This is a genomic window from Streptomyces venetus (assembly GCF_039540295.1).
Taxonomy (GTDB): Bacteria; Actinomycetota; Actinomycetes; order Streptomycetales; family Streptomycetaceae; genus Streptomyces; species Streptomyces venetus.
The window spans coordinates 328,717-354,196 of sequence record NZ_BAABET010000002.1 but is presented as its reverse complement, the minus strand read 5'-3'; the positions used below and the strand labels follow the sequence as shown (position 1 = coordinate 354,196).

Here is a 25,480-nt window from a genome sequence, read left to right as displayed (position 1 = left end):
CCGCGTCGCGGCTCCGGGGCGTACCGGTCGGTAGGTCCCGCTCTGGAGCACAGCATGACGGAGATCGCCGACGGGGGACCGGACCTGACGTGTGACCTGCGTCAAACAAATCCCGTCCGGATCCGTCCGGCGGATGTGTGTGCGGTGGCGGAGTATCGCAGTCTCATCGCCGAATTGAGTGGTTTTGCTCGCGTGCGTTGCCCAAGCGATGCCTACTGATGTTGGTCATCGGGTCCTGGGATGCGGGATAATGGCCTGGAAGCAATGTGTTCGATGCCGGTGGCGCGTGTCCTGTCTCATGGACCGCACGTGTGTCCTTCTCAGGGCCGGCGGCTTTGACGATGAGCTGGGTTTCAGGAAGGGGAACGAGCATGGCGGCCATGAAGCCGCGGACGGGTGATGGCCCGCTCGAGGTGACCAAGGAGGGGCGGGGCATCGTCATGCGCGTTCCGCTCGAAGGCGGCGGTCGGCTCGTCGTCGAGCTGACCCCGGACGAGGCCGACGCGCTGGGCGACGCCCTCAAGAAGGTCGTCGGCTGACGCGCAAGCGACCATACCCTTTCAGCTGCCCCGGCATCACATGAGATGCCGGGGCGGCTGTTTTCTCACCGCTGTCCTCCGTCTGCCCCGGCCGGCATTCCGCTAACGTGCCACCCGGCTACCGCTTCACCGCGCACAGCAGACCGTCGCCGACCGGCAGCAGGGACGACACCAGCTCCGGGCTCTCGCGCACCGCGCGCAGCAGTTCCCGGAGCCGCAGCACCTCCGTGGGCTGCGGACCGGAGTCCACGGTCCGGCCGTTCGCGAAGGTGCCCTCGAAGACCACGAGCCCGCCGGGGCGCAGCAGCCGCAACGATTCAGCGAGGTACTCCATGACCTCCAGACGGTCACCGTCGCAGAACACCAGGTCGTAGCCCGAGTCCGCGAGGCGGGGCAGCACGTCCAGGGCGCGCCCCGGGATGAAACGGGCCCGGTTGCTGGCGAAGTCGCAGGCGCGGAAGGCCTGGCGGGCGAACTGCTGGTGCTCCGGCTCGGAGTCCACGGTCGTGAGGACACCGTCGGGGCGCATACCGTGCAGGAGGTGGATCCCGGAGACACCGCAGCCGGTGCCGATCTCCGCGACGGCCTTCGCGTCGACGGAGGCGGCCAGCAGCCGCAGCGCGGCGCCCGTGCCGGGCGACACCGAGCGCAGCCCTGCGTCGCGGGCCCGGTCACGGGCCCAGCGCAGCGCTTCGTCCTCGGCGACATAGGCGTCGGCGAACGCCCAGCTCGTCTGCCGGTTGCCGGTAATGACCCTCTCCTGTCCCCGTGAATGCCTGGGCGTGACTGTATCCGTTGGGCGCGGGAACCCGCAGATGGGACCGGTCGTTTAAAGGGGTGAGCAAGAGGCGCGGGCCGGGACGGGGGGCAGGCAGTGGGCCAGGATGCCGAGCAAGTGCCGACGCAGCAGTACGAGGCGTATCAGCACAGATCAATTTCTCGTAAAACCGCTTATCCGGTCCTAACGGGCGAGGTGGCTATGGTAGGGGCTCCACTGGACACCACCAGAGCTGACAGGGGAGGTGCGGCTGCGCCTGTGGATCGAGGAGGAGTGCTCCGGCGCTTCTTCGGATCAGCGGGCAGGCCGACATCCGTGAACGACACCGCTGCTGACCACAGTCACGCCGCTGACTTCGCCCAGACCGCGACCTTCACCACCGACGCGGACGGGCAGGCGTGGACTCCGCCCACCTGGGAGGAGATCGTCAGCACGCACAGCGGCCGGGTCTACCGGCTCGCCTACCGCCTCACCGGCAACCAGCACGACGCCGAGGACCTCACGCAGGAGGTCTTCGTCCGCGTCTTCCGCTCCCTGTCGACCTACACGCCGGGCACGTTCGAGGGCTGGCTGCACCGCATCACCACGAACCTGTTCCTGGACATGGTCCGCCGCAAGCAGCGCATCCGCTTCGACGCGCTCGGCGAGGACGCGGCCGAGCGGCTGCCCAGCAAGGAGCCCACCCCGCAGCAGGTCTTCAACGACGCCCACTTCGACGCGGACGTCCAGCAGGCCCTCGACACCCTCGCCCCCGAGTTCCGCGCCGCGGTCGTCCTGTGCGACATCGAAGGACTGTCGTACGAGGAGATCGCCGCGACCCTCGGAGTGAAGCTCGGCACGGTCCGCTCGCGGATCCACCGTGGCCGCTCCCAGCTGCGCAAGGCCCTCGCGCACCGCTCCCCGGAGGCACGCGCCGAGCGCCGCTCCTTCGTGCCTCGTGTTCCCGCCTTGGGAGGAGGGGGCGCGAGCGCGTGAGCGGATCACGGCCGAAGCCTTCCGAGGGACACCTCGCAGAGCAGCACCTGGGAGACCGACTCTCCGCCCTGGTGGACGGAGAGCTCGGTCATGACGCGCGTGAACGCGTACTGGCGCACGTGGCCACCTGCCCGAAGTGCAAGGCGGAGGTGGACGCCCAGCGCCGGCTGAAGAACGTCTTCGCCGAGGCGGCCCCGCCGCCCCCGTCCGAGAGTTTCCTGGCCCGCTTGCAGGGACTACCCGGCGGAGGTGACCCGGACGGTGATGGCACGCCGCTGGGTGGGGGAGGGCTGCCCGGGGGGCTGTCCGGACGGTTCGGATCGTCCGGGGCCTTCGGGATGAAGCGCGGCGACCGGTTCGAGTTCGGGTACGCACCGTCCCGGTCGCACGTCCCCGTGCTGCCGCCTTCCGGCAACCGGATCCTGCCCTCCGGCGAGCGTGGCCTTCCCGCGGCCGGCCGGGGCTTCCGCATCCATGACGTCAGCCGGCACGAGGGCGACCGGTCCTCCTCGCGGCTGCGGTTCGCGTTCGCGGCCGCCGGGGCCGTGTCCCTGGCCGCGGTCGCGCTGGGCGGCGTCACCGTCGGCACCCCGGCCGACACGGAGGCCCGCGGCGGCTCCGGCACGGGGAGCAACGTGACGCCGATGCGCACGCAGGGCGCGGGCGCGGCGACACAGCCCGAAACCCAGCGGCGCCGCGGTACCGGACCGCTGCTCGGGCAGTTGCAGGGGCAGAGCACACTCGGCAGCACCCCGGCAGCCCCGACCGAGGTGTCCGCACCGCTGCTGCCCGGGGTCGCGCACCCCGCCGCGCAGCAGACCGCGGTGCATGCGCTGACCGCCCCGGTGCTGGCGGGTGCCGCGGCCGTGTCCCCGCTGGTACGTCCGCTCGAGACGGCCCCGTCGGCAGCCCTGACCTCGTGGTCCGCCATCCCCGAGATCACGGCGCCCCTGCTGGCCGTGCCGCTCCCGGAGACGACCGCGTCCGCCTCTCCATCCGCCTCCTCGCGTACGGCCCGCTGACCGGCCTCTGCGCAGCGGCGCGCGAACCTGATTGAATCCGGGGGTGGCGCCCGCGGCCTAGGTGTGGCCGGGCGCCGATTCGACGAACTGCGGCCACGTCGTCGAGCCGTGCCGCGGCTGTGGGGAGAGCATGAACGAGGGGAAGCCCACGAAGGCCAAGTGGTGGAGCCGTCCTCGGCCGCAGGGCCCCTCCGGGGAACCGGAGGAGACGGCAGGTGCCGCGGAGGCGGGGCAGGGCGTGGACGAGGCCCGGGTGCCGGCGGGGCAGATCGCAGGGCCGTCCGCCACCGACGACGGCGACTTCGAGCTGGCACGGCCCGCCGCCCGGCGGATCGACGACGAGGGCGACTACGAGCTGAGGCGCCCCGAGCCGGCGCCGACGGCCGGCGAGACCGTCGGCGCCGCAGGCGCACCTGCCGGGCAGGCCCACGACCTGGTGCCCGTAGCCCGGCAGGCCGTCGACGAGGGGACCGTCGTGTCGGCGGTGCCGAGTGTCGGCGGAGCCGGTGCGCAGGGTGCGCTGGGGTCGGCTTCCGGTGACGCGGGGGCCGGGGACGGTGTGACGGTCGCGGCCGGTGCGCCGGTCGAGAGTGGGCCCAAGCCGCTGCACGACCCCGACCCCTACAGCACCCCGCCCTACGGCGAACCGGGGCCCTGGGCGCCCGCGCCGCCCGTCCAGCATCCGGCGGCGACCCCCGCGCACGGCGTGGCGGCACCGGCACCGCAGGCCACGCCGGCCGGGCCCGTTCCGCCTCCTGCGGCGCCGGCGCCGGCGGTACTGGTGCCGTCCCCCGGTGCCTCGATACCTGCTCCCGCCCCGGCCGCCGACCCGTGGCAGCGGTACGACCCCTGGGCCGCTCCGGCGGTTCCCGGCGCCGTCGGCCCGCTCCAGCAGAACGGCGCCGGTGTGCTCAGCACGGAGCAGCGGCGACGGCGGGGCAGGACGACGCTGGTCGTCGGTGCCGTGCTGATCGCGCTGGTCTCCGGGGGCGTCGGCGGGCTCATGGGGACGTATCTGGAGCGGAACGGAGGCGTCGGGACCGTCGAGTTGCCGCAGGCCGGGAAGGAGCCCGCCGCCCGGGACGCGGACAGCGTGGCCGGGATCGCCGGACACGCACTGCCCAGCGTGGTCACCCTGCATGTGAGCGGCTCCGGCGAGCAGGGCACCGGCACCGGCTTCGTGCTCGACACCCGGGGTCACATCCTCACCAACAACCACGTCGTGCAGTCCGCCGGCTCCGGCGGCGAGATCACCGTGACCTTCGACGGCGGAGAGACCGCCCAGGCCGAACTCGTGGGCCGCGACAGCGGCTACGACCTCGCCGTCGTGAAGGTGAAGGGCGTGCGCGGACTCACCCCCCTGCCCCTGGGCAACTCGGACAACGTCCAGGTCGGCGACCCGGTCGTGGCCATCGGCGCGCCCTTCGACCTGGCCGGTACCGTCACCTCCGGCATCATCAGTGCCAAGCAGCGGCCCATCACGGCCGGCGGTGAGAAGGGCGACGGCAGCGACGTCTCGTACGTCGACGCGCTCCAGACCGACGCGCCCATCAACCCGGGCAACTCCGGCGGGCCCCTGCTCGACGCCAGGGCCCGGGTCATCGGCATCAACTCGGCCATCCGGTCGGCGGACAGCGGCTCCGACCCGGACGGCGGCAGCCAGGCCGGCTCGATAGGCCTCGGCTTCGCCATACCCATCAACCAGGGCAAACGCGTCGCCGAGGAGCTGATCAACACCGGCAAGGCCACCCACCCGGTGATCGGCATCACCCTGGACATGGACTACACGGGCGACGGCGCCCGAGTCGCCGCCGAGGGCGGTGAGGGCGGACCGCCGGTCACCGTGGCCGGGCCGGGCGCCAAGGCCGGGATCAAGTCCGGTGACGTCATCACCGAGGTCGACGGGCAGCGCGTCCACTCCGGCGAGGAACTGATCGTCAAGACCCGCGCCCACCGCCCCGGCGACCGCCTGGAACTGACCCTGGAGCGCGGTGGCAAGGAACGGACGGTCACGCTCGTCCTCGGGTCCTCCGGCGGATGAGACGTGAGGTCCGGGATGTACAGGACGAAGAAGGCAAACAATCGGGAAAGCGCTCCCACTCCCCGCACTCGGAAGTCTCGGGACGGTACCGGTCGGACAGGATCGCCGGGTACCGTGGAGCCGGCCCGGACCACGGCAAGACCCCATGACCACCGAGGGCCGAGGACCGAGGACATCGCAAGGAGCTTCAGGTGTTCAATGACATAGGACCGCTCGAGCTGGTGACGCTCATCGTCCTTGCCGTGCTCGTCTTCGGTCCGGACAAGCTCCCCAAGGTCATCCAGGACGTGACGCGCACGATCCGGAAGATCCGTGAGTTCTCGGAGAGCGCCAAGAACGACATCCGGGAGGAACTCGGCCCGGAGTTCAAGGACTTCGAGTTCGAGGACCTCAACCCCAAGACGTTCATCCGCAAGCAGCTGGACAACGAGGACCTGGGGCTCAAGGAGATCCGCAACGGCTTCGACCTGAAGAAGGAGATGGCCGAGGTCACCGACGCCGTCCACAGCCGTGACTCCGACACGTCGTCCTCGTCGTCCTCCGGCTCCTCCGGCGGCCGCGTCGACATGACGAAGAAGCCCGAGACCCCCGACCGGGACGACCGTCCGCCCTTCGACGCGGACGCCACCTGAGCGACATTCGGCCGAGCGACACCCGCCGGGGCGCACGCCTCCGGCGGGCGTGACGCGTTTCATACTCCGGTCGGGCTGCGTACGGCCTGATCCAGGCGCCCGTGCGGCCCACGCGCCGGGCGTTTTCCCTGCTGCTCGCAGCGGTGTGGCTATGCTGCCGAGTTGTTGGGCGGGCCGTACTGAACCAGCGGCACCGCCCGAAGGGGGGCGGGCCGTCCCGGTCCGACTAGAGCGAGGAGGCGTCCGGGAACATGGAGACGACGAGTCGGGGAGTCGCGCAGGCGCCGACCGCGAAGGGAGGACAACAGGTCCCTTCCGCCCGGCGTACGGTCGACGGCTACCTGCGCGCGCCCTTCCCGTGGTACGGCCTCGACGAGGCCTTCACGGGGCCGCGCTGGCTGATGCAGGTGGGCACGACGGCCGACGGGGTCGTGGAGCACGGGTCGATCGGGCACGGTGACGAGCCCACGGTGCGCAACGAGTATGCCGCCGGGGCCGATCAGGACGCCAAGGAGAAGTTCGCGGTCGTGGTGACCGTGGCGGCGAGTCCCTCACGGCGCAGCGCGGACGGCACGGGACTGCTGGAGGCGACGTCGGTGTCCTCGGCGGCGTGGCTCGCGGGCGTGGGGCTGCTGTCCTTCACCTGGCCCGGGCAGATGGACCACTCCCTGCGGGACGACTGGCTGGAGCAGCAGACGGAGACGGCGTGGGTGCTGGCGGACGACCTCGACGGGGCGGACTGGTCGACGTTGTCGCTTCCCGTGGACGGTGTGCCGACGGCGTTTCACTACCGCGAGTCTGAGTTCGGGTGGGTGCTGGCCGGGTCCACCTCGGCCGGGGTGCATGTCGGGGCGTACGGCAGAGGTATGAGTGCGTATGGTCTCGGGTTCGCCGTGGTGAAGGACATCGCCGCGTACGCGTGAGTTGTGGGGCGCCGGTTGATTTTCGGCGCCCCTTCGTCGTAGCGATTCATGCCGTCCGGCGGCCGCGGGTCGTTCGTGGTTGTTCGCGCAGTTCCCCGCGCCCCTTGGGGGACGCTGCCCCCAGGGACGTCAGGGCTAGAACTTGTTCTTCGGGGTGATTCCCAGGGACAGGCCCGACAGGCCGCGCTGGCGGCCTCCCAGCTTGCCGGCGATGGCGCGGAGTGCGGAGCCCGCCGGGGAGTCCGGGTCGGTCAGGACCACCGGCTTGCCGTCGTCGCCGCCCTCGCGGAGGCGGACGTCGATCGGGATGTTGCCCAGGACGGGGACGGACGTGCCCGTCGTGCGGGTCAGGCCGTCGGCCACCACCTGGCCGCCGCCGGTGCCGAACACGTCGACCATCTCGTCGCAGTGCGGGCAGGGCAGGCCGGACATGTTCTCGACCACGCCGACGATCTTCTGGTGGGTCTGCACGGCGATGGACCCCGCCCGCTCGGCGACCTCGGCGGCGGCCTGCTGCGGGGTCGTCACGACCAGGATCTCGGCGTTCGGGACCAGCTGGGCCACGGAGATCGCGATGTCGCCGGTGCCCGGCGGGAGGTCCAGCAGCAGGACGTCCAGGTCGCCCCAGTACACGTCCGCCAGGAACTGCTGGAGGGCGCGGTGCAGCATCGGGCCGCGCCAGACGACCGGGGCGTTGCCCGGGGTGAACATGCCGATGGAGATGACCTTCACGCCGTTCGCCGACGGCGGCATGATCATGTTCTCGACCTGGGTCGGACGGCCGTCGGCGCCCAGCATGCGCGGCACGGAGTGGCCGTAGATGTCGGCGTCGACGACACCGACCTTGAGGCCGTCCGCCGCCATCGCGGCCGCCAGGTTCACCGTGACCGAGGACTTGCCCACGCCGCCCTTGCCGGAGGCGACGGCGTAGACGCGGGTGAGGCTGCCGGGCTTGGCGAAGGGGACCTCGCGCTCGGTCTGGCCGCCGCGCAGGGCGGACGCCAGCTCCTTGCGCTGTTTGTCGCTCATCACGTCGAGTGTGACGTCGACGCTGGTGACGCCCTCGACGCCGGAGACCGCCTCGGTCACGCGCTGCGTGATCGTGTCCCGCATCGGGCAGCCCGAGACCGTCAGGTACACGGTGACCGCGACGGCCCCGTCAGCACCGATCTCGACGGACTTGACCATCCCGAGTTCGGTGATGGGCTTGTGGATCTCGGGGTCGTTCACCGTCGCCAGTGCCTCGCGCACCGCGTCTTCCGTAGCCATAAGGACGATGGTACGGCGCCGTACCGGTGCGTAGGAAAGCGTCTCAGCGGTCGTCTGCGTCACGTCCCCGTGACCGTTCCGCCGGGAATACGACGGGGTCGTGACGGTGACCGTTCTGCCGTTCCTCCAGCTCCTTGATCGTGTCCTGGAGCTCCGAGCGGATCCAGTCGCGGGTGGCGACCTCGCCCAGGCCGATGCGCAGGGCGGCGATCTCGCGGGTCAGGTACTCGGTGTCGGCGATCGACCGCTCGTTCTGCTTGCGGTCCTGTTCGAGGTTGACCCGGTCGCGGTCGTCCTGCCGGTTCTGCGCGAGCAGGATCAGCGGGGCGGCGTAGGAGGCCTGGAGGGACAGCATCAGGGTCAGGAAGATGAACGGGTACTCGTCGAAGCGCAGGTGGCCCGGGGCGAGGCTGTTCCAGGCGACCCACACGATGATGACGACCGTCATCCAGACGATGAACCGCCCGGTGCCCAGGAAGCGCGCGATGCGCTCCGAGAGCCGTCCGAAGGCCTCCGGGTCGTACTCGGGCAGGAACCGGCGCCGGGGCGGCAGCGGCTGGTCGAGGCGGGTGCGCGGCCGGGAGGCGGCCGTGGCGCCGGACGGCGTGCGTTCCCGCGAGTTCTCGCGCTCAGGAACCATCAGTGGTCACCTCCTCGTCCAGGTGGAACTCGGACTCCCGCCAGTCCTCGGGGAGCATGTGGTCCAGCACGTCGTCCACGGTCACCGCGCCGAGCAGCGCCCCGGCCTCGTCGACCACGGGGGCCGCGACCATGTCGTACGTGGCGAAGAACCCGGCGATGGCGGGCAGCTCCGCCTCGGGATCGAGCGGTTGCAGGTCGCTGTCCAGGATCGAGCTGACCAGGGACGGGGGTGGCTCCCGCAGCAGGCGCTGGAAGTGGACCGTGCCCAGGTACTTCCCGGTCGGCGTCTCGTCGGGTGGCCGGCAGACGTAGACCTGGGCGGCGAGGGCGGGGGAGAGGTCGGGGTTGCGGATGTGGGCGAGGGCGTCGGCGACCGTGGCGTCCGGGCGCAGCACGATCGGCTCGGTGGTCATCAGACCGCCCGCCGTGCGCTCCTCGTACGACATCAGGCGCCGCATGTCCGCCGCGTCGCCCGGCTGCATCAGGCTCAGCAGCCGCTCCTGCTCGTCCGTCGGCAGCTCGCCCAGCAGGTCGGCCGCGTCGTCCGGGTCCATGGCCTCCAGGACGTCGGCGGCGCGCTCCTCCTTCAGCTTGCCGAGGATCTCGATCTGGTCGTCCTCCGGGAGCTCCTCCAGGACGTCGGCCAGCCGGTCGTCGTCCAGGGCGGCGGCGACCTCGGCCCGGCGCTTGGCGGAGAGGTGGTGCAGGACGTTGGCCAGGTCGGCGGGGCGCAGCTGCTCGAACGTGGCGAGCAGGTTCTCGGCGCCCTGCCCCTGCTCCTCCAGCGAGAAGCCGGTGACGGCGGTCCACTCGACGGTGAGCGCCTCGCCCTTGGCCCGCCGGAAGGCGCTGCCCTTCCTGCCCTTGCGGACGAAGACCCGGTCGATCTCCCACTCCCGGCGGGCCGGCAGCTGATGCACCGACAGGTCGAGGACGGTGACCTCCTCGCCGGTCTCGGTGAGCGTGACCCGCCGGTCCAGCAGTTCCCCGAAGACCAGCCGCTCGGTGGGCCGCTGCTCGAAGCGCCGGACGTTGAGCACGCCGGTGGTGATGAGCTGCCCGGACTGGATCGCGGTGACCCGGGTCATGGGCAGGAAGATGCGGCGGCGGGTGGCGAGTTCCACGACCAGGCCGAGCAGCCTCGGCGGTCGCTGTCCCACTCGCAGCATGACGACCAGATCGCGCACCCGCCCCACCTGGTCGCCGGTGGGGTCGAAGACGGCGACACCGGAGAGGTGCGATACGAAGATCCGGGGGGCGCCCGCTGCCATGGCCGCGGCTCCTTTTCGTGCGGGGTGTTCCGTGCTGCCTGTCTCTGTGCCTGTCTGCGTGCCTGTTGTTTCCGAATTGCCCGCTCGGGTGGGCTTCAGGCTAGCCCGTCCCGATCGGGGGTGCGTCGGCGGACGGTCCGGAAGGACTGGCTCCGACCGGCCTCTACGACCCCGGTACCCTGCGGTACGCCATTCAGGTCTCCCGTCAGAGAGGCAGCCCCACCTGTGACTCCGATTCGCCAGGTCCGTAGCCGCAGTGCCGCACTCGCGAGCGCGATGTGCGCACTGCTCGTGACGGGAACGGTGCTCACGGGCTGCTCGGAGGATCCGAACGAGGGCACCAACGGGGTCGGCAGACTCCCCGCCGCGAAGATCCAGGCCAAGACCCGCACGGCCGCCGAGTCCGCCGGGGCGGTCCGGGTGCACGGCAACGTCGTCAGCGGCGAGCGTACGTACGCGCTCGACATGCGTCTGAAGGACGACGGCGGCGAGGGGTCGGTCACCACGGAGGGCACGACCTTCCAGCTGCTGCGCGTGGGCGAGCAGCTCTTCGTCAAGGCCGACGCGGAGTTCTGGAGTCACGGTGAGGGCCAGGGCGAGGGCAAGGCGGACGCGGCCGCGGCCTCCAAGCTCGGCGGCAAGTTCGTGAAGGTGCCGCAGGGCGACCCTTCGTACCAGAAGTTCAGCGGTTTCACGGACAAGGGAGTCCTCCTCGACGGTCTGCTGACCCTGCACGGCACACTCGCGACGGACGGCCACGACGAGCAGGCGGGCGTCCGCACCATCCGCATCACCGGTGACAAGGGCTCCGGCGGGGCCCTGGAGGTCTCCCTGGAGGGCAAGCCGTATCCGCTGCGCCTGGAGCGGGCCGGCGGCGCGGGCACCCTCACGTTCTCCGCCTGGGGGGAGGACTTCGGCCTGCGTGAGCCGGAGCGGAACGAGACGGTGGACTACGGCAAGCAGCTGCCGACGTCGTAGCGCCCGCTACGCGCGTTCGGCCGCCGCGCGCCCGTCGCGTGTCACGGGCGTTTGCGCTTCTTCAGCAGCAGCCGGTGCAGCCCTGCCGGGACCGGGCGGCGGGTGATCGCCGGGGACGGCAGCGGGGCCTCGGCCAGGGAGCCGTCGGGCATCGGTGCCCTCGCGCCGGTCGGCTCCAGCCGCAGCACCCGGCACTCGCGGGCCCAGCGGTCGGGCATGGCCTCGCCGTCGGGCGCGTTCAGCCGTTTGCCCTTGAGCTCGGCGACCGCCGCGTCCCACGCCTCGGAGCCCGGTTCGAGCTGCGTGACCCGCGCGGTCCAGGAGACCAGCCGGCCGCCCTTGTCCTTGCTGCGGACCGTCACCCGGGCCTCGGCCCCGTCGGCCAGACCGGGCAGCGGCTGCTCGCCGGGCCCGTCGCCGACCAGGCACGCGGCGCCCTCGTGCCACACGTGCCACAGCGCACGCGCCGGGCCGTCGGGGCCCTGGACCCAGACGAGGCCGGACTTCTTCGTGGCCTCCTCGACGAGGGCGCGGCCGAGCAGCTCATCCGTCATGGGGTCCAGCCTATCCAGGCTGCTCACAGCCACCCGTTCCGCTTCAGCATGCGGTGGATGCCCACACAGATGGTCACCGTGATGCCCATGATCACCGGGTAGCCGTACTTCATGTGCGTCTCCGGCATGTAGTCGAAGTTCATGCCGTACACCCCGCACACCATCGTCGGCACGGCGATGATCGCGGCCCACGAGGTGATCTTCCGCATGTCCTCGTTCTGGGCCACGGAGGCCTGCGCGAGGTTGGCCTGGAGGATGGAGTTGAGCAGTTCGTCGAAGCCGAGGACCTGCTCCTGCACGCGGGCCAGGTGGTCGGCCACGTCCCGGAAGTACTTCTGGATGTCCGGGTCGATCAGCCGCATCGGCCGCTCGCTCAGCAGTTGCATGGGCCGCAGCAGCGGCGACACGGCCCGCTTGAACTCCAGTACCTCGCGCTTGAGTTGGTAGATCCGGCCGGCGTCCGTGCCGCGCGGTGTGCCCTTGCGGCGGCCCGGGGAGAAGACCTCGGTCTCCACCTCGTCGATGTCGTCCTGCACCGCGTCTGCGACGGCGATGTACCCGTCGACGACGTGGTCGGCGATGGCGTGCAGCACGGCCGAGGGGCCTTTGGCCAGCAGCTCGGGGTCGTCCTGGAGGCGGTGCCTGAGCGCCCGCAGGGAGCCCTTTCCGCCGTGCCGGACGGTGATGAAGAAGTCCCGTCCGGTGAAGCACATGACCTCGCCGGACTCGACGACCTCGCTGTTGGCGTCGAGCTGGTCGTGCTCCACGTAGTGGATGGTCTTGAACACGGTGAACAGGGAGTCGTCGTACCGCTCCAGCTTGGGGCGCTGGTGGGCCTGGACGGCGTCCTCGACGGCCAGCGGGTGCAGCCCGAACTCCCCGGCGATCCCGGCGAATTCGGCCTCGGTCGGCTCGTGCAGGCCGATCCACACGAAGCCCCCGTCACGGCGCGCGAGAAGCACCGCCTCGTGCGGGGTCAGCGGCGTCTCGGTCTCGATGCGGCGGCCGTCCCGGTAGACGGCGCAGTCGACGACGGCCGAGGGGGTCGCGGGGCTGCGGGTGGCGTCGTAGGTCCCGCCGTCCTTGCGCAGCGACACGCGGGACGGACGGACGACGGCGCGCAGGTCGCGGATCATCGACATGGCGGGCTCCTTCGCGGGCGTGCAACGAAAGGCGCCGGCGACGGGTGGAACTACCCGGAATGAGGACGTTGGGACCGAGGATGTTTGGCACGTCCACAAAGCGGGGAGCACCGCACCGTCATGGTGGCGAGTCTCGTTACTGATTCAGCTACTGAGGCAGATCAGGCAAAGCGAAACGAAGCGCTCTTCCGCGGTGGAGCGAGTGCGAGAGGTGGCAGTCAGCCGGAGCCAGAACAGCTACGTCAGCGGCGGGAAGAGCGTGGTGCTACTGCACGGTCGACTTCGATCCATTGCAGTCCCACCTCCTCCGGCCGGTCCCTCGTAAGGGAGTTCCATCGGCGTCGGGGCCTGATCGCGACGCTGATGCGTGCTGCCCCGAACCACCGGGTAAGAGTAACAGCCGCCCGACGTGTCAAGGCGCTGCTTTGCCCGCTACTGGCGAGTTCTATGCTCGCCGCATGGCAGATGTTCTTCCTCTGGTCGAGGCCCGGTTGCGTACCGCGCTGGGCGAACCGGACGCGCGCGCGGCGGTCACCTTCCTGGGCACGGACCGCATCGAGGTGCTCCGTTTCCAGGAGGGCGACATCGTCCGCTACGCCACGCTCGGTATGTCCGCGCACCCCATGACGGACCCCACGGCGGTCGTCGCCGACCCGGTCAAGGGCCCGCGCGCCGAGCTGGTCCTCTCCGTGCGCGCCGGGCTCGCCGACACCGGCAAGGTGCTCCGCCCGCTCGCCGTGCTCGCCGCGTCTCCGCAGGTGGAGGGGCTGGTCGTGGCCCCCGGTGCCTCCCTCGACGTCGGTGAGCCCCTGTGGCCCGGCGCGCCGTTCACCTCGGTCCTGGTGGCCGAGCCGGGCGGCCTGGTCGAGGACCTGGAGCTCGACGAACCCCTCGACCCCGTACGGTTCCTGCCGCTGCTTCCCATGACCCCGAACGAGGCCGCGTGGAAGCGCGTGCACGGCGCCCAGGCGCTCCAGGAACGGTGGCTGAACCAGGGGACGGACCTTCGGGATCCGTCCCGGAAGTCCGTCCCGCTGGAGTGAGGAAGCTCACCAACACCAGGCCGGAAAGCCTCAGTTGGCGAAGACGGTGACGCTGTCCTCGGTGGCGTGCCTCGGCTCCGTCTCCTCCGGGGTGGGGGTCCCCCCTGCTCGAGCGGAGTCGAGAGCTTGGGGGAGCGTGAGTGCCCTGCGCCGTACGACGACCACGCCGGCGCCCACGAGCGCGGTGACCGCCGCCACCACGAACGGGATGTGGAGGTCGGTCCACTCCTCGATCTTCGGCGCGAAGTACGGGGCGGCCGCCGCCGCGAACCAGCGGACGAAGTTGTAGCCCGCGCTCGCCACCGGCCGGGGCGCGTCCGAGACGCCGAGGGCCAGCTCGGTGTAGACGGTGTTGTTCACGCCGATGAAGGCGCCGGACAGGATCGTGCAGACGACGGCCGTGGTGTGCGAGCCGTAGCCGAGCACGAGCACGTCGGCCGCGAGCAGCACCAGCGAACCGCCGAGCACCTTCAGCGAGCCGAACCGCTTCTGCAGGCGCGGTGCCACGATCACCGAGAACACGGCGAGCAGCACGCCCCAGGCGAAGAACACCGCACCCGACCGGTACGGGCTCATGTTCAGCACGAACGGGGTGAAGGCCAGCACGGTGAAGAACGTGTAGTTGTAGAAGAACGCCGAGACCGCCGCGGAGGCCAGGCCGCCGTGGCCGAGGGCCTTGATCGGGTCCAGCACCGAGGTCTTGCGGGCCGGCTTCGGCTGCTCCTTCAGGAACACCGTGATGCACAGGAAGCCGACGGCCATCAGGAACGCCGTGCCGAAGAACGGGTAGCGCCAGCTGGCGTCACCGAGCAGCGCGCCCAGCAGCGGGCCGCACGCCATGCCGAGGCCGAGGGCGGACTCGTACAGCAGGATCGCCGCGGCGCTGCCACCGGCCGCCGCTCCGACGATGACCGCGAGGGCCGTCGAGACGAACAGCGCGTTGCCGAGGCCCCAGCCGGCCCGGAAGCCGACCAGTTCGCCGACCGATCCGGAGGTGCCGGCGAGTCCGGCGAACACCACGACGAACGCGAGGCCGAGCAGCAGTGTCTTCTTCCCGCCGATCCGGCTGGAGACGAAGCCGGTCACCAGCATCGCGACGGCGGTGATGAGGAAGTACGAGGTGAAGAGCAGGGAGACCTGGCTCGCGGTGGCGTGCAGACCCTGGGCGATGGACGGCAGGATCGGGTCGACGAGTCCGATGCCCATGAAGGCGACGACCGACGCCCCGGCGGTCGCCCACGCGGACTTGGGCTGCCTCAGAAGGCCGCCCACTCCGGCGTCGAAGGGGTCCATGGTTGCTCCCTTTCCCTGGGCCGAGTTAGTTGGTATATACACACACTAAGTTAGCCAGACTAATTAATGCAAGTTACATCCAGTGCCTGGGTGAAGGGTTCCGTCCGGTTGGGTGATCGTCCTTGACGCGACGGGGCGGGGGTAGGACCGTGGGGCCCTATGAGGGGCGAACCCAGTTGCCCGAAGTGCGGTGGCCGGGTCAGGGCTCCCGGCCTCTTCTCCGACTCGTGGCAGTGCGATGTGCACGGCACCGTTCATCCGGTGCAGCCCGTGATACCGCCCAGCGTCGACGCCCTCAACGTCGTGGTGCACCGCACCCAGGTGCCGGTGTGGATGCCCTGGCCGCTGCCGGTCGGCTGGCTGTTCACGGGCGTGGCCTGCGCGGGGGACGACCGTACGGGCGGGCGGGCGACGGCGGTGGCCTGCACGGGGCCCGGGCCGCTCGGCGGTATGGGCGAGCTGATCCTGGTCGCGGAGGAACTCGGCGTCGGCCTCGGCGCGCGGTACGCGGGAATGGAGGGGCCGGACCCCGGGCCCTCCATGGACGTCGGGAAGCCGGCTCAGGCGAAGGTGCTCGCCGCGGGGCGGCCGACGCCGTTGTGGCATGTGACGGGCGCGCCGGACGACCGGGCCGTCTTCGCCGGTGAGGCGCTGGGGCTGTGGCTGTGGGCCGTGGTGTGGCCCGAGCAGTCGGGATTGTTGATGTACGACGAGCTCGTGCTGGCGGACCTGCGGGACGCGGGGGCCGAGGTGGAGCTGGTGCCGTGCGGGGCGTTGTCGCCGCGCTTGCTTGAGCCGTAGCGCCTACTGGGGTGGGGGTGTGCCTGTTTGGCGGCTGCGGGCTGGGTGTGGCTGGTCGCGCAGTTCCCCGCGCCCCTTTGGGGGCGTTGGTGTAGGGGGCGCTTGGGGGGTTCGGGTGTGACGGCGGGCGTTGAAGATGTGGTTATCCTTGAGCAGCCCTGTTCGTGTCGTCCGTGTCTGGAGTTCGTGTCGTGCGTATCGATCTGCACACCCACTCCACTGCCAGCGACGGCACCGACGCTCCGGCCGAGCTGGTGCGCAAGGCCGCGGCGACCGGGCTGGACGTCGTCGCCCTCACCGATCACGACACGACCCGTGGGCACGCCGAGGCGATCGCCGCGCTGCCCGAGGGGCTCACGCTGGTCACCGGGGCCGAGCTCTCCTGCCGCCTCGACGGGATCAGCATGCACATGCTGGCCTACCTCTTCGACTCCGACGAACCGGCGCTGCTCGCCGAGCGTGAGCTCGTGCGGGACGACCGGGTGCCCCGGGCCCAGGGCATGATCGCCAAGCTGCGGGAGCTGGGCGTGCCGGTGACCTGGGAGCAGGTGGCCCGGATCGCCGGTGACGGGTCCGTCGGGCGCCCGCACGTGGCGAGCGCGCTGGTCGAGCTGGGTGTCGTGCCGACCGTGAACGACGCCTTCACTGAGGACTGGCTGGCCGACGGCGGCCGCGCCTACGTGGAGAAGCACGAGACCGACCCCTTCGAGGCGATCCGGCTGATCAAGGGCGCGGGCGGGGTCGCGGTGTTCGCGCATCCCGCGGCGAGCAAGCGGGGGCGTACGGTGCCGGAGGCCGCGATCGCGGAGATGGCCGTGGCCGGGCTGGACGGCATCGAGGTCGACCACATGGACCATGACGCGGACACGCGTGCGCGGTTGCGGGGGCTGGCGAAGGAGCTGGGGCTTCTTGTGACCGGGTCCTCGGACTACCACGGCAGTCGGAAGACGTGTGTGCTCGGGGAGTACACGACGGATCCCGAGGTGTACGGGGAGATTACGCGGCGGGCCTTCGGGGCGTTTCCCGTGCCCGGAGCCGGCGGGGTCTGAGGTCCGTTTTTTGTAGGTCCGTTTCAAGGCACCCGGCGCTGCTGGCTGTGCCCACCCTCCCCCAAGCTCTCAACTGCGTTCGAGCAGGGCGGTGCCCCCATCGCCGTGCGGAACGCCTGCCCACAGCGGTAGCGGAACCGGTGCCGGCACCGGTCGCTGTCTGTCGCGCGCTTCTTCAACACCGCAAGGCCATCACACTCATGTTCGACGTCGCCGTCTTCGGCTCTCTCTTTCTCACGCTCTTCGTCATCATGGATCCCCCGGGGATCACCCCGATCTTCCTCGCGCTCACCGCCGGGCGGCCCGGCAAGGTGCAGAAGCGGATGGCCTTTCAGGCCGTCTGCGTCGCCGGTGGGGTGATCACGGTGTTCGGGCTGCTCGGGCATCAGATCCTGAACTATCTGCACGTCTCCGTGCCCGCGCTGATGATCGCGGGTGGGCTGCTGCTCCTGCTGATCGCGCTCGATCTGCTGACCGGCAAGACCGACGAGCCGAAGCAGACCAAGGACGTCAACGTCGCCCTCGTGCCGCTGGGCATGCCGTTGCTGGCGGGGCCAGGAGCGATCGTGTCGGTCATCCTCGCGGTGCAGAAGGCGCACAGCGTCGCCACGCAGGTGTCGGTGTGGACGGCGATCCTCGCCATCCACGTCGTGTTGTGGCTGGTGATGCGCTACTCGCTGGTGATCATCCGGATCATCAAGGACGGCGGCGTGGTCCTGGTGACGCGGCTCGCGGGCATGATGCTCTCCGCGATCGCCGTGCAGCAGATCATCAACGGGGTCACGCAGGTGATCCGGGGGAGCTGACCGCGCGCGTCACGGCCGGGGGCCGGTGAGCACCGAGCCGATCTCCTTGGCCGGGTTCGCGTGGCCGAGGTACTCCTCCATCTTGTGCGCGCGGTCGCGGCCGTTGGCGACGGCCGGCTGGGTGAGCTTCCCCCACCGCTCGTCCGCCAGCGGGCAGCCGATGGCCACCGCGTCGGTGGGACACCAGACGTTGACCCAGTCACGCACCCTGGGGGGCCGGTGCGGGCCGTGCGTGAGGAGCCGCTCGTTGACGCCGTCCAGTCCCAGCGGGCTGCCCGCGGTGACCATCAGTACGGGGTCGAGGCCGTCCGGGAGCCGGGTCAGCAGGTCCATGCCCACGACGGTGCCGAGGCTGTGGGTCACCAGCACCAGTTCGCCGGAGGTGGGCATCGTCTGCATGACGCTGTCCAGCACGGCCTGCCGCACGGAACCGTCGCCGAGGTACAGGTCGACGTCCCGCAGGAACGTGGCGATGGTCCACTCGTCCAGGTCGGACCGGGCGGCGAGCCAGCTCAGCGGCCGGTGCAGCGCGCCGACCAGCCCCGCCCCGAAGCCCTCCGTGGCCGCCGGGCCGTCCTGTGGCATACCGGCCCGGACGGCCGCCTCGTAGAGCAGCCGCTCGTAGGACCCGGTGGGTGACGCGGCGGCGAAGGCCTCCGCGGCGGCGGCCGCGCTCACCTGGTCGAGGCCGACGGCCTCGGCCGTGCTCTCCCGTCCGCTGACGAAGTCGGCCAGTCGCGTTCCGTAGAACGGGAACCACACGTCCTCCGGGTCGACGGTGGGCAGTGCCGCGAGCGTGAGTCCGCGGTTGAGGCCGGACGTCCAGTTCCGGCGGAGGTCGTCGGGCTCCTTGTCCTGCTGGTCCCGGCCGTGCAGGAAGACCAGGTGCCGACGGCCGCCGAAGGCGGTGGCGCGGGCGCGGAGTCCGGTCTTGGGCTTACGGGCCCCGGTCCCCGTCTCCGTGCCGTTCACCGTCACCGTCACCGTCGCCGGGACGGCGGGGGCCGACGGTGCCGTGACGCCGGGTGCGGCCGGTGTGGTCGCCCCCGGCTGCGGCGCGGGTGCGACCGCGCTCTGGTCCAGGCCCGAGTCCGGCCCCATCTCGGCCAGCAGCGCGCGCCGCCTCGGGTCGGGCGTCAGCTGGGCCAGGTTCCTCAGGATCGAGCTGATGCGGACGCCCTCGTTGGCGATCCACTCGACCGCGTCCTCGCCGTCGCCCTCACTCCAGGGGCGGCCGTCCCTGCGCAGGACGCGGCCCTGGTCGTCCCTCTTCGGCACGCCGCTGTGGTGCAGGGCGACGACCTCCCACTGGTCGTTGAAGACGGGGGAGCCCGAGTTCCCCGGTTCGGTGTCGGTCGTGTAGTGGACGAAGTCGTCGAGCCGTACCAGCACCTGGTTGTCGCGCAGGGCGATCTCCTTCAATCGCCCCTGCGGATGGCCGATGATGTTCACCTTCTCGCCGAGCACCAGCTTGCCGATCTGGACGCTGAGCCGGTTCCAGCCGAAGATCTCGCCCGGCGGGCGGCCGTCCGAGGTCGGCGCGAGCGCCACCAGGGCGAAGTCGAGCCGTTGGTCAGCGGCGAAGAAGGCCCCCGGGTCGAGTTCGGTCCGGAGCACGGTGTCGGGCAGGTTGTCGGCTGTGACCTGGGCGTTGAACTCCGCGAAGCAGGTGCGGGCGAAGCTCTCGTCGGGCAGCACGTGATGGTTGGTCATCATCAGCCGGGGCGAGACCAGGAAACCCGTGCCGTGCGGAAGCTCACGGCCGTCGCGGCGCCGGGTGATCCGGGCGACCGTCGCCCCGGCCCTGACCCCGCGCGGCAGGAAGCTCCAGGCCTGGAGTTCGTTGGACAGGTCGATGATGCGTTCGTTGGCGTCCGGCCGGTCCATGGCCTCGCGGTGGATGTCCGCCACGACCGCCGAGGCAGACGGCCCGCCCAGGCCGAGGATCCGGTCGGCGCGGACGGCGAGCGCGTCCGGGGTGTCCGGGAACCGCACGCCGGACGCCAGCCGGTCCTCGACCCGTGCGCGCTCCGCGGCCGACTCCTCGTACCGTCGCGCGGCCTCTGCGGCGGCCTGTGCGTGCAGCTCCGCGTGCGACCGGCCCGTCACCGACATGTGGCCCACCGTCCTGTTCCCCGTCCTGTTCCCGCTGTCGCCGTGCTCCCCAGCCAGTACGCCCCCGGCCGCGGTGGTCCGCAACAGCAGAGCCCCCGCACGGCCGATGCCGGGCGGGGGCTCCGAGGTGTGGGGAGAGCCGCGCGCGTTATGAGGCCGTGGTCTCGGCCGGGCGGATCCACAGGCGCTGCCCGATGGCGGCTGCCTGCTGAACGATGCGGTTGACGGAGGCGGCGTCCACAACGGTCGAGTCCACAGGCGTGCCGTCGACGTCGTCGAGTCGCATGATTTCGAAGCGCAAGGGCTTCTCCCTTCGTCTGGTCATCCTCCTGAGGAGAACTACTTGAGTGGGTGGTCCACCAGGCTGCGGCGCTCGGTGTTCCGTATGAGTCAACAGGGCTGCATGGGTCAAACATTCCCTACGCTAAGGAAATTTTTCGACCGGCTAATTACTGAGCCGTAAGAGTGTCGTTACGAGACCGACCGGGACCGTTTGTGCCCGCAGCGTGACCGCCGGGAGAATGGAGGTGATGAACGACGACCTCGCGGCCCTCAGCGCCCGCATCGACCGCACCAACGAGCTGCTCCAGCGCATGCTCGCCGAGGTGGCGAAGACGCCCTCGACCCATGCGATCTTCGTCGATGCCGGGTACCTCTACGCCGCCGCGGGACGGCTCGTCTCCGGTACGGAGGACCGCCGGGCCTTCGACCTGGACGCCGAGGGCCTGATCGACGCGCTCATCGACAGGGCCCGCACGATCTTCGCCGACAGCAGGCTGCTGCGGGTCTACTGGTACGACGGCGCCCGCCGCCGCATCCACACGGCGGAGCAGCAGAGCATCGCCGAGCTGCCCGACGTGAAGGTGCGGCTGGGCAACCTGAACGCCAACAACCAGCAGAAGGGCGTCGACTCGCTCATCCGTACCGACCTGGAGTCACTCGCCCGGCACCGCGCCATCAGCGACGCAGCCCTGCTCGGCGGCGACGAGGACCTGGTGTCGGCGGTGGAGGCGGCCCAGGGCTACGGCGCCCGCGTCCACCTCTGGGGCATCGAGGCACCCGACGGCCGCAACCAGGCGGAGCCGCTGCTGTGGGAGGTCGACAGCCAGCGCACCCTGGACCTCGACTTCTTCAAGCCGTACGTCTCCCGCCGCACGGCCGCCGCCTACGAGGCGACCACGGGCCGGCCCACCCGCGAGGACGTGCGGTTCGTGGGCGCGCAGATCGCCGCGAAGTGGCTGGCGGCGCGCGGCCGGGACGCGCTGGTGGAGCTGCTGCCCGGGCACCCCTATCTGCCCGGTTCGGTGGACCAGGATCTACTGGTGGAGGCGGAGGGGCTGTTGCAGCACTCGCTGCGGGGGCAGGCGGACCTGCGGCGGTCGCTGCGGGACGGCTTCTGGGAGCATCTGCGGACCCTGTACTAGGCCGCGCGGGTGCCGTCCCAGAAGTCGGCCAGGGCCCGGGCCGTGGGCAGGGGCTGGTCGGCGTTCGGGGAGTGCTCGGCGCCCATGACGATCGTGCGGTGCGCGGACAGCCGTGCGGCCATGTCGTCGAGGATCGCCACCGGCCAGGTGTCGTCGTGCGCCCCCGACAGCACATGCAACGGCAGCGGCACGGCCGCCAGTTCGGCGACTCGGTCCGGCTCGGTGCACAGCTGGCGCCCCGTCGCGAGGAGTTGGGCGGGCTTGTTGCCCAGCCAGCGGCGGCGCAACTGCTCCTGGTCGCCCAGGCCGCGGGCGGGCCCGCCGACCTCCTCCGGCGGCCCCATCGCCTCGATGGCCTCCCACACCTTCTCCATCGACATCACGGCGAGCGCGTCCCGCAGCAGCTTCACGCGCTGCCGCTGCGAGACCGAGATCTCCGCCGGGCCGGACGAGACGAGGGTGAGGGAGAGGAAGGGGGAGTGGTCGAGCAGCACGGCCGCACGGGCGATCTGCCCGCCGAGCGAATGGCCGACGAGATGCACGGGCACGCCCAGCGCGGCGGCCTGCGCGAGCACGTCCCGCGCCAGTTCCCGCTGGGCATAGGCGGTTTCGTCGTCCGCCGGCCCGTCCGACTCGTACTGTCCCCGCCCGTCCACGGCGACGACCCGGTACCCACGCGCCCCGAGCGGCTCGTGCAGCAGCCCGAAGTCCTCCTTGCTCCCGGTGAATCCGGGCACCATCAGGGCGACGCCCTTGACCTCCGCCTCCGTCCTCGGCGACGAGTCGACGACGGCGAACTCGCCGCGGGTCGTGCGCAGGTGGTACGCGCGGGCGCCCGGGGGCGGGGCGAAGGTCGGTTGCCTGGTCACGGGGTGAGGGTAACGGGTGGGGGCGTGGTCGGGAGTGTGTGCCGACGGGGGGCGTCCGCGATGGCCCGCACCCGGGAAAGGCCGACGGCCCGGCCCCACGCTGAGTGGGACCGGGCCGTCGGGGGGAGTGTCAGCCCTCCGTGGGCTCCGCGGCGGCCGTGGCCTTGCGGGTGCGACGGACCTTCGGCTTCGCCTCGGCCGCGTCCTGCGAGACCTCGGCGTCCTGCGAGACCTCGGTGGACGCCGTGGACTTCCGCGTGCGGCGCGGCTTCGTGGCCTTGGCCGCCTCCGGCTCGTGAGCGGCCTGGGCCGGGATCTCCGCGGTGGTGACGGCGGTCTCGGTGGCCTTGCGGGTGCGGCGGCGGGGCTTGGCTTCCGTGCCTTCGGCGGTGTCGACGGCGGCCTCGGCGGCTGTGGCCGTCTTCCGCGTCCGGCGCGGCTTGGCCTCGGTGGCCTCCGCGACCGGAGCCTCGGCAGCAGCGGTCTTCCGCGTGCGGCGCGGCTTGGCCTCGGCCGCCTCGGCCGTGTCGGCACTCGCCTCGGCCTTGGCCGTCGCCTTACGGGCACGCCGCGGCTTGGCCTCGACGGTCTCCGGCTCCTGAGCGGCCTGGGCCGGGATCTCCGCGGTGGTGACGGCGGTCTCGGCGGCCTTGCGGGTGCGGCGGCGGGGCTTGGCTTCCGTGCCTTCGGCGGTGTCGACGGCGGTCACGGCCGCTGCTGTCGCCTTGCGCGTGCGCCTGGGCTTGGCCTCGGTGGCCTCGGCGGTGTCGACGGCCGTCTCGGCCGCTGCGGCGGTCTTCCGCGTCCGGCGCGGCTTGGCCTCGGTGGCGTCAGCCGTGTCGGCCGGGTCCGCCGCCGCTGTCGACTTGCGGGTGCGGCGGGGCTTGGTCGCCGTGGCTTCGGCGGTGTCGACGGCCGTCTCGGCCGCTGCCGTCGCCGTGCGCGTGCGCCTGGGCTCGGCCTCGGCGGTCTCGGCCGTGTCCACGGCGTCCTCCGCCGCGGTGGCGGCCTTGCGCGTGCGGCGCGGCTTCGTCTCCGTCGGCTCCGGGGCGGCCTCTATGGCTCCCTCGGCCGTGTCGACAGCAGCCTCGGCCGCGGATGCCGCGGTGGTCTTGCGGGTGCGGCGGCGCGGCTTGGTGGCGGTCGCGACCGATGCGGCGTCCGCGTCCGCCGGGGCCTCAGCCGAGGGCGTCGGCTTCGTGTCCGACGGCGTCACCGCGGCCTCGGTCTCCACCACCGGCGTCTCCACCGGCGTCTCCGACCTGCGCGTACGGCGTCGGCGCGGCTTGGCCGCCGCCTCGGTCGCCTCCGTGCTGGTGCCCTCCGCGGTCGCCACGGCGTTCTCCGCCTGCTCGGACGCGGGCGTCTCGACCGCCGTGACCGGCGCCGACTCGGACGGGGCTCCGCCGCGGGTGCGGCGACGGCGACGCGGGGTGCGAGGTGCCGTGACGGCCTCCGCCTCGGCGGCGCCGCCCGTGGCCGTGGTCTCCGGCGTGGTCGTGCCGACTGACTCCGGTGCCCCGTCCACCGGCGCCCCGTTGCGGGTGCGGCGGCGGCGTCGCGGCGTACGCGGCGAACGCTCACGGTCGGCCGACCGGGACTCGTCCCGGTCGCCACGGCCCCGGCCTCCGCGCCCGCGCGGCGCGCGGCCGCCCGGCTCGCCCAGGTCCTCCAGCTCCTCCGCGTCCAGCCCGGCGCGCGTGCGCTCCGAGCGCGGCAGGACGCCCTTCGTGCCCTCGGGGATACCGAGGTCGGAGAACAGGTGCGGGGAGGTGGAGTACGTCTCCGGCGGGTCGTTGAAGTCCAGCTCCAGCGCCTTGTTGATCAGCTGCCAGCGCGGGATGTCGTCCCAGTCGACCAGAGTGATCGCCGTACCCTTCGCGCCCGCGCGGCCCGTACGGCCGATGCGGTGCAGGTACGTTTTCTCCTCTTCCGGCGACTGGTAGTTGATGACGTGGGTCACGCCCTCGACGTCGATGCCGCGGGCGGCGACGTCGGTGCAGACGAGCACGTCCACCTTGCCGTTGCGGAAGGCGCGCAGGGCCTGCTCGCGGGCGCCCTGGCCGAGGTCGCCGTGGACCGCGCCGGAGGCGAAACCCCGCTGCTTGAGCTGGTCGGCGAGGTCGGCCGCGGTGCGCTTGGTGCGGCAGAAGACCATGGCCAGCCCGCGGCCCTCGGCCTGGAGGATGCGCGCGACCATCTCGGGCTTGTCCATGTTGTGCGCGCGGTAGATGAACTGCTTGGTGTTCGCGACCGTCGCGCCCGCGTCGTCCGGCGCCGTGGCGCGGATGTGCGTGGGCTGCGACATGTAGCGGCGGGCCAGGCCGATGACGGCGCCCGGCATGGTGGCCGAGAACAGCATCGTCTGGCGCCGCACCGGAAGCATGTTGATGATCTTCTCGACGTCGGGCAGGAAGCCCAGGTCGAGCATCTCGTCGGCCTCGTCGAGGACCAGGCACTTGACGTGCTTCAGGTTCAGCTTCTTCTGACCGGCGAGGTCGAGCAGCCGGCCCGGGGTGCCGATGACGACATCGACGCCCTTCTTCAGGGCCTCGACCTGGGGCTCGTAGGCCCGGCCGCCGTAGATCGCCGTCACGCGGACGTTACGGGCCTTGCCGGCCGTCAGGAGGTCGTTGGTCACCTGCTGGCACAGCTCGCGCGTGGGGACGACGACGAGCGCCTGCGGGGTGTCGGTGAGGTCCTCGGGCCGGGCGCGCCCGGCCTCGACGTCGGCGGGGACGGTGACACGCTCGAGGAGCGGCAGGCCGAAGCCCAGCGTCTTTCCGGTGCCCGTCTTGGCCTGGCCGATGACGTCCGTGCCCGACAGGGCCACGGGGAGCGTCATCTCCTGGATGGGGAAGGGGGTGGTGATGCCGACGGCCTCCAGGGCCTCGGCGGTCTCGGGGAGGATTCCGAGCTCTCGGAACGTCGTAGTCAGGGTGCTGCCTCTTCTGTGTGGGGCGGCGCGAGGCGAGCGCGGGGGTCTTGTCGGACCGTGCCGGGGACGTCGGCTGCCTACGGGCGGGCCGTAGAGCACGGGACCGCGCCGACGCTCTAGCGCTCATGCCGCTGAGGGTGTCCCCCTCCGGATCTCGTACGCACTGTGGCGGACGGCCGACGAGGGCTGTCGGGTCGGAGCCGATCGGGCCACCGACCGGGCATCCTCATACGTGCGGCCTGTCGAGGTACGTCGACGTACCAGCAGGCGCATTACCACCATACCCCGGATTGCCGCACACGCGATGGCCGATTTGGTCACGTAGTCGTCGTCACAGTGATTCACCAGGGCCTTACGCCTCCCGGCGGGCGGGCTA

General features: G+C 71.5%; 24 protein-coding genes. 13 read left to right on the top strand and 11 right to left on the bottom strand.

The genetic code is table 11. The features are described from left to right. The first annotated feature begins 54 nt into the window (after positions 1–54). Entirely contained in the window at positions 55–219 is a 165-nt protein-coding gene (locus tag ABEA82_RS06490; RefSeq protein ID WP_345660402.1) for a hypothetical protein, read from the top strand. A gap of 152 nt (positions 220–371) precedes the next feature. After that, a complete protein-coding gene (locus ABEA82_RS06485) occupies positions 372–539 on the top strand; it encodes a DUF3117 domain-containing protein (protein WP_003966491.1) in 168 nt (55 codons plus the stop codon). Between the two features lie 118 nt (positions 540–657). Here the strand turns inward: ABEA82_RS06485 and ABEA82_RS06480 are convergent, their stop codons facing one another. Next, positions 658–1,356: an O-methyltransferase gene (locus tag ABEA82_RS06480; RefSeq protein WP_345660986.1), complete on the bottom strand. Its 699-nt coding sequence runs from the start codon at positions 1,354–1,356 to the stop codon at positions 658–660. 162 nt (positions 1,357–1,518) lie between these two features. On the opposite strand from ABEA82_RS06480, the gene sigE reads away from it, so the two are divergent. The 5 genes from sigE to ABEA82_RS06455 all read left to right on the top strand — a co-directional run bounded on the left by sigE (position 1,519) and on the right by ABEA82_RS06455 (position 6,910). Continuing rightward, entirely contained in the window at positions 1,519–2,292 is a 774-nt protein-coding gene (sigE, locus tag ABEA82_RS06475) for an RNA polymerase sigma factor SigE (RefSeq protein ID WP_345660401.1), read from the top strand. Continuing rightward, positions 2,289–3,314 carry an anti-sigma factor family protein gene (locus ABEA82_RS06470; RefSeq protein ID WP_345660400.1) on the top strand — a complete coding sequence of 342 codons (1,026 nt, stop codon included), beginning with the start codon at positions 2,289–2,291 and terminating at the stop codon, positions 3,312–3,314. Before sigE ends, ABEA82_RS06470 begins: the two co-directional genes overlap by 4 nt. A gap of 130 nt (positions 3,315–3,444) precedes the next feature. Next, the gene (locus tag ABEA82_RS06465; protein ID WP_345660399.1) at positions 3,445–5,355 is read left to right on the top strand and encodes a trypsin-like peptidase domain-containing protein; all 1,911 of its coding nucleotides are present in this window, start codon (positions 3,445–3,447) and stop codon (positions 5,353–5,355) included. Positions 5,356–5,546: 191 nt separating this feature from the next. Continuing rightward, positions 5,547–5,987, top strand: a complete 441-nt coding sequence (locus tag ABEA82_RS06460; protein ID WP_345660398.1) for a sec-independent translocase — start codon at positions 5,547–5,549, stop codon at positions 5,985–5,987. Positions 5,988–6,238: 251 nt separating this feature from the next. After that, positions 6,239–6,910: a hypothetical protein gene (locus tag ABEA82_RS06455; RefSeq protein ID WP_345660397.1), complete on the top strand. Its 672-nt coding sequence runs from the start codon at positions 6,239–6,241 to the stop codon at positions 6,908–6,910. 135 nt (positions 6,911–7,045) lie between these two features. On the opposite strand, the gene ABEA82_RS06450 is transcribed toward ABEA82_RS06455, so the two are convergent. From ABEA82_RS06450 to ABEA82_RS06440, 3 genes are read right to left on the bottom strand one after another with little or no spacing between them, the layout of a single operon-like run. Further along, positions 7,046–8,179, bottom strand: a complete 1,134-nt coding sequence (locus ABEA82_RS06450) for an Mrp/NBP35 family ATP-binding protein (protein ID WP_345660396.1) — start codon at positions 8,177–8,179, stop codon at positions 7,046–7,048. 43 nt (positions 8,180–8,222) lie between these two features. After that, positions 8,223–8,819 (bottom strand): DUF1003 domain-containing protein, encoded by a 597-nt coding sequence (locus ABEA82_RS06445; RefSeq protein WP_345660395.1) that lies wholly within the window; start codon positions 8,817–8,819, stop codon positions 8,223–8,225. Beyond that, positions 8,809–10,092 carry a magnesium transporter MgtE N-terminal domain-containing protein gene (locus ABEA82_RS06440; RefSeq protein WP_345660394.1) on the bottom strand — a complete coding sequence of 428 codons (1,284 nt, stop codon included), beginning with the start codon at positions 10,090–10,092 and terminating at the stop codon, positions 8,809–8,811. Before ABEA82_RS06440 ends, ABEA82_RS06445 begins: the two co-directional genes overlap by 11 nt. Before the next feature lie 225 nt (positions 10,093–10,317). On the opposite strand from ABEA82_RS06440, the gene ABEA82_RS06435 reads away from it, so the two are divergent. Next, entirely contained in the window at positions 10,318–11,070 is a 753-nt protein-coding gene (locus ABEA82_RS06435; RefSeq protein ID WP_345660393.1) for a hypothetical protein, read from the top strand. Between the two features lie 41 nt (positions 11,071–11,111). On the opposite strand, the gene ABEA82_RS06430 is transcribed toward ABEA82_RS06435, so the two are convergent. Continuing rightward, positions 11,112–11,624 carry a hypothetical protein gene (locus ABEA82_RS06430; RefSeq protein WP_345660391.1) on the bottom strand — a complete coding sequence of 171 codons (513 nt, stop codon included), beginning with the start codon at positions 11,622–11,624 and terminating at the stop codon, positions 11,112–11,114. A 23-nt stretch (positions 11,625–11,647) separates the two neighbouring features. Further along, a complete protein-coding gene (locus tag ABEA82_RS06425) occupies positions 11,648–12,766 on the bottom strand; it encodes a magnesium and cobalt transport protein CorA (RefSeq protein ID WP_345660390.1) in 1,119 nt (372 codons plus the stop codon). Between the two features lie 458 nt (positions 12,767–13,224). On the opposite strand from ABEA82_RS06425, the gene ABEA82_RS06420 reads away from it, so the two are divergent. After that, positions 13,225–13,809, top strand: a complete 585-nt coding sequence (locus tag ABEA82_RS06420) for a suppressor of fused domain protein (RefSeq protein WP_003992770.1) — start codon at positions 13,225–13,227, stop codon at positions 13,807–13,809. 30 nt (positions 13,810–13,839) lie between these two features. Here ABEA82_RS06420 and ABEA82_RS06415 read toward each other — a convergent pair whose 3' ends face one another. Further along, positions 13,840–15,102 carry an MFS transporter gene (locus tag ABEA82_RS06415; protein ID WP_345660389.1) on the bottom strand — a complete coding sequence of 421 codons (1,263 nt, stop codon included), beginning with the start codon at positions 15,100–15,102 and terminating at the stop codon, positions 13,840–13,842. 159 nt (positions 15,103–15,261) lie between these two features. Between ABEA82_RS06415 and ABEA82_RS06410 the strand changes: the two genes are divergently transcribed. From ABEA82_RS06410 to ABEA82_RS06400, 3 genes are all read left to right on the top strand, one after another. Next, positions 15,262–15,903, top strand: a complete 642-nt coding sequence (locus ABEA82_RS06410) for a DUF6758 family protein (RefSeq protein WP_345660388.1) — start codon at positions 15,262–15,264, stop codon at positions 15,901–15,903. Between the two features lie 191 nt (positions 15,904–16,094). Next, the gene (locus tag ABEA82_RS06405) at positions 16,095–16,952 is read left to right on the top strand and encodes a PHP domain-containing protein (RefSeq protein ID WP_345660387.1); all 858 of its coding nucleotides are present in this window, start codon (positions 16,095–16,097) and stop codon (positions 16,950–16,952) included. Positions 16,953–17,152: 200 nt separating this feature from the next. After that, positions 17,153–17,758 carry a MarC family protein gene (locus tag ABEA82_RS06400; protein ID WP_345660386.1) on the top strand — a complete coding sequence of 202 codons (606 nt, stop codon included), beginning with the start codon at positions 17,153–17,155 and terminating at the stop codon, positions 17,756–17,758. 9 nt (positions 17,759–17,767) lie between these two features. Here ABEA82_RS06400 and ABEA82_RS06395 read toward each other — a convergent pair whose 3' ends face one another. Continuing rightward, positions 17,768–19,873: a trypsin-like serine peptidase gene (locus ABEA82_RS06395; protein WP_345660385.1), complete on the bottom strand. Its 2,106-nt coding sequence runs from the start codon at positions 19,871–19,873 to the stop codon at positions 17,768–17,770. Between the two features lie 148 nt (positions 19,874–20,021). After that, positions 20,022–20,174, bottom strand: a complete 153-nt coding sequence (locus tag ABEA82_RS06390) for a hypothetical protein (protein WP_003992775.1) — start codon at positions 20,172–20,174, stop codon at positions 20,022–20,024. Positions 20,175–20,403: 229 nt separating this feature from the next. Between ABEA82_RS06390 and ABEA82_RS06385 the strand changes: the two genes are divergently transcribed. Further along, positions 20,404–21,297: an NYN domain-containing protein gene (locus ABEA82_RS06385; protein ID WP_345660384.1), complete on the top strand. Its 894-nt coding sequence runs from the start codon at positions 20,404–20,406 to the stop codon at positions 21,295–21,297. Here ABEA82_RS06385 and ABEA82_RS06380 read toward each other — a convergent pair. Beyond that, a complete protein-coding gene (locus ABEA82_RS06380) occupies positions 21,294–22,166 on the bottom strand; it encodes an alpha/beta fold hydrolase (protein ID WP_345660383.1) in 873 nt (290 codons plus the stop codon). The two genes, ABEA82_RS06385 and ABEA82_RS06380, sit on opposite strands and share 4 nt — an antisense overlap. 130 nt (positions 22,167–22,296) lie before the next feature. Next, on the bottom strand, positions 22,297–25,011 hold the full coding sequence (locus ABEA82_RS06375) for a DEAD/DEAH box helicase (protein ID WP_345660382.1): 2,715 nt from the start codon (positions 25,009–25,011) through the stop codon (positions 22,297–22,299). Positions 25,012–25,480: the final 469 nt, after the last annotated feature.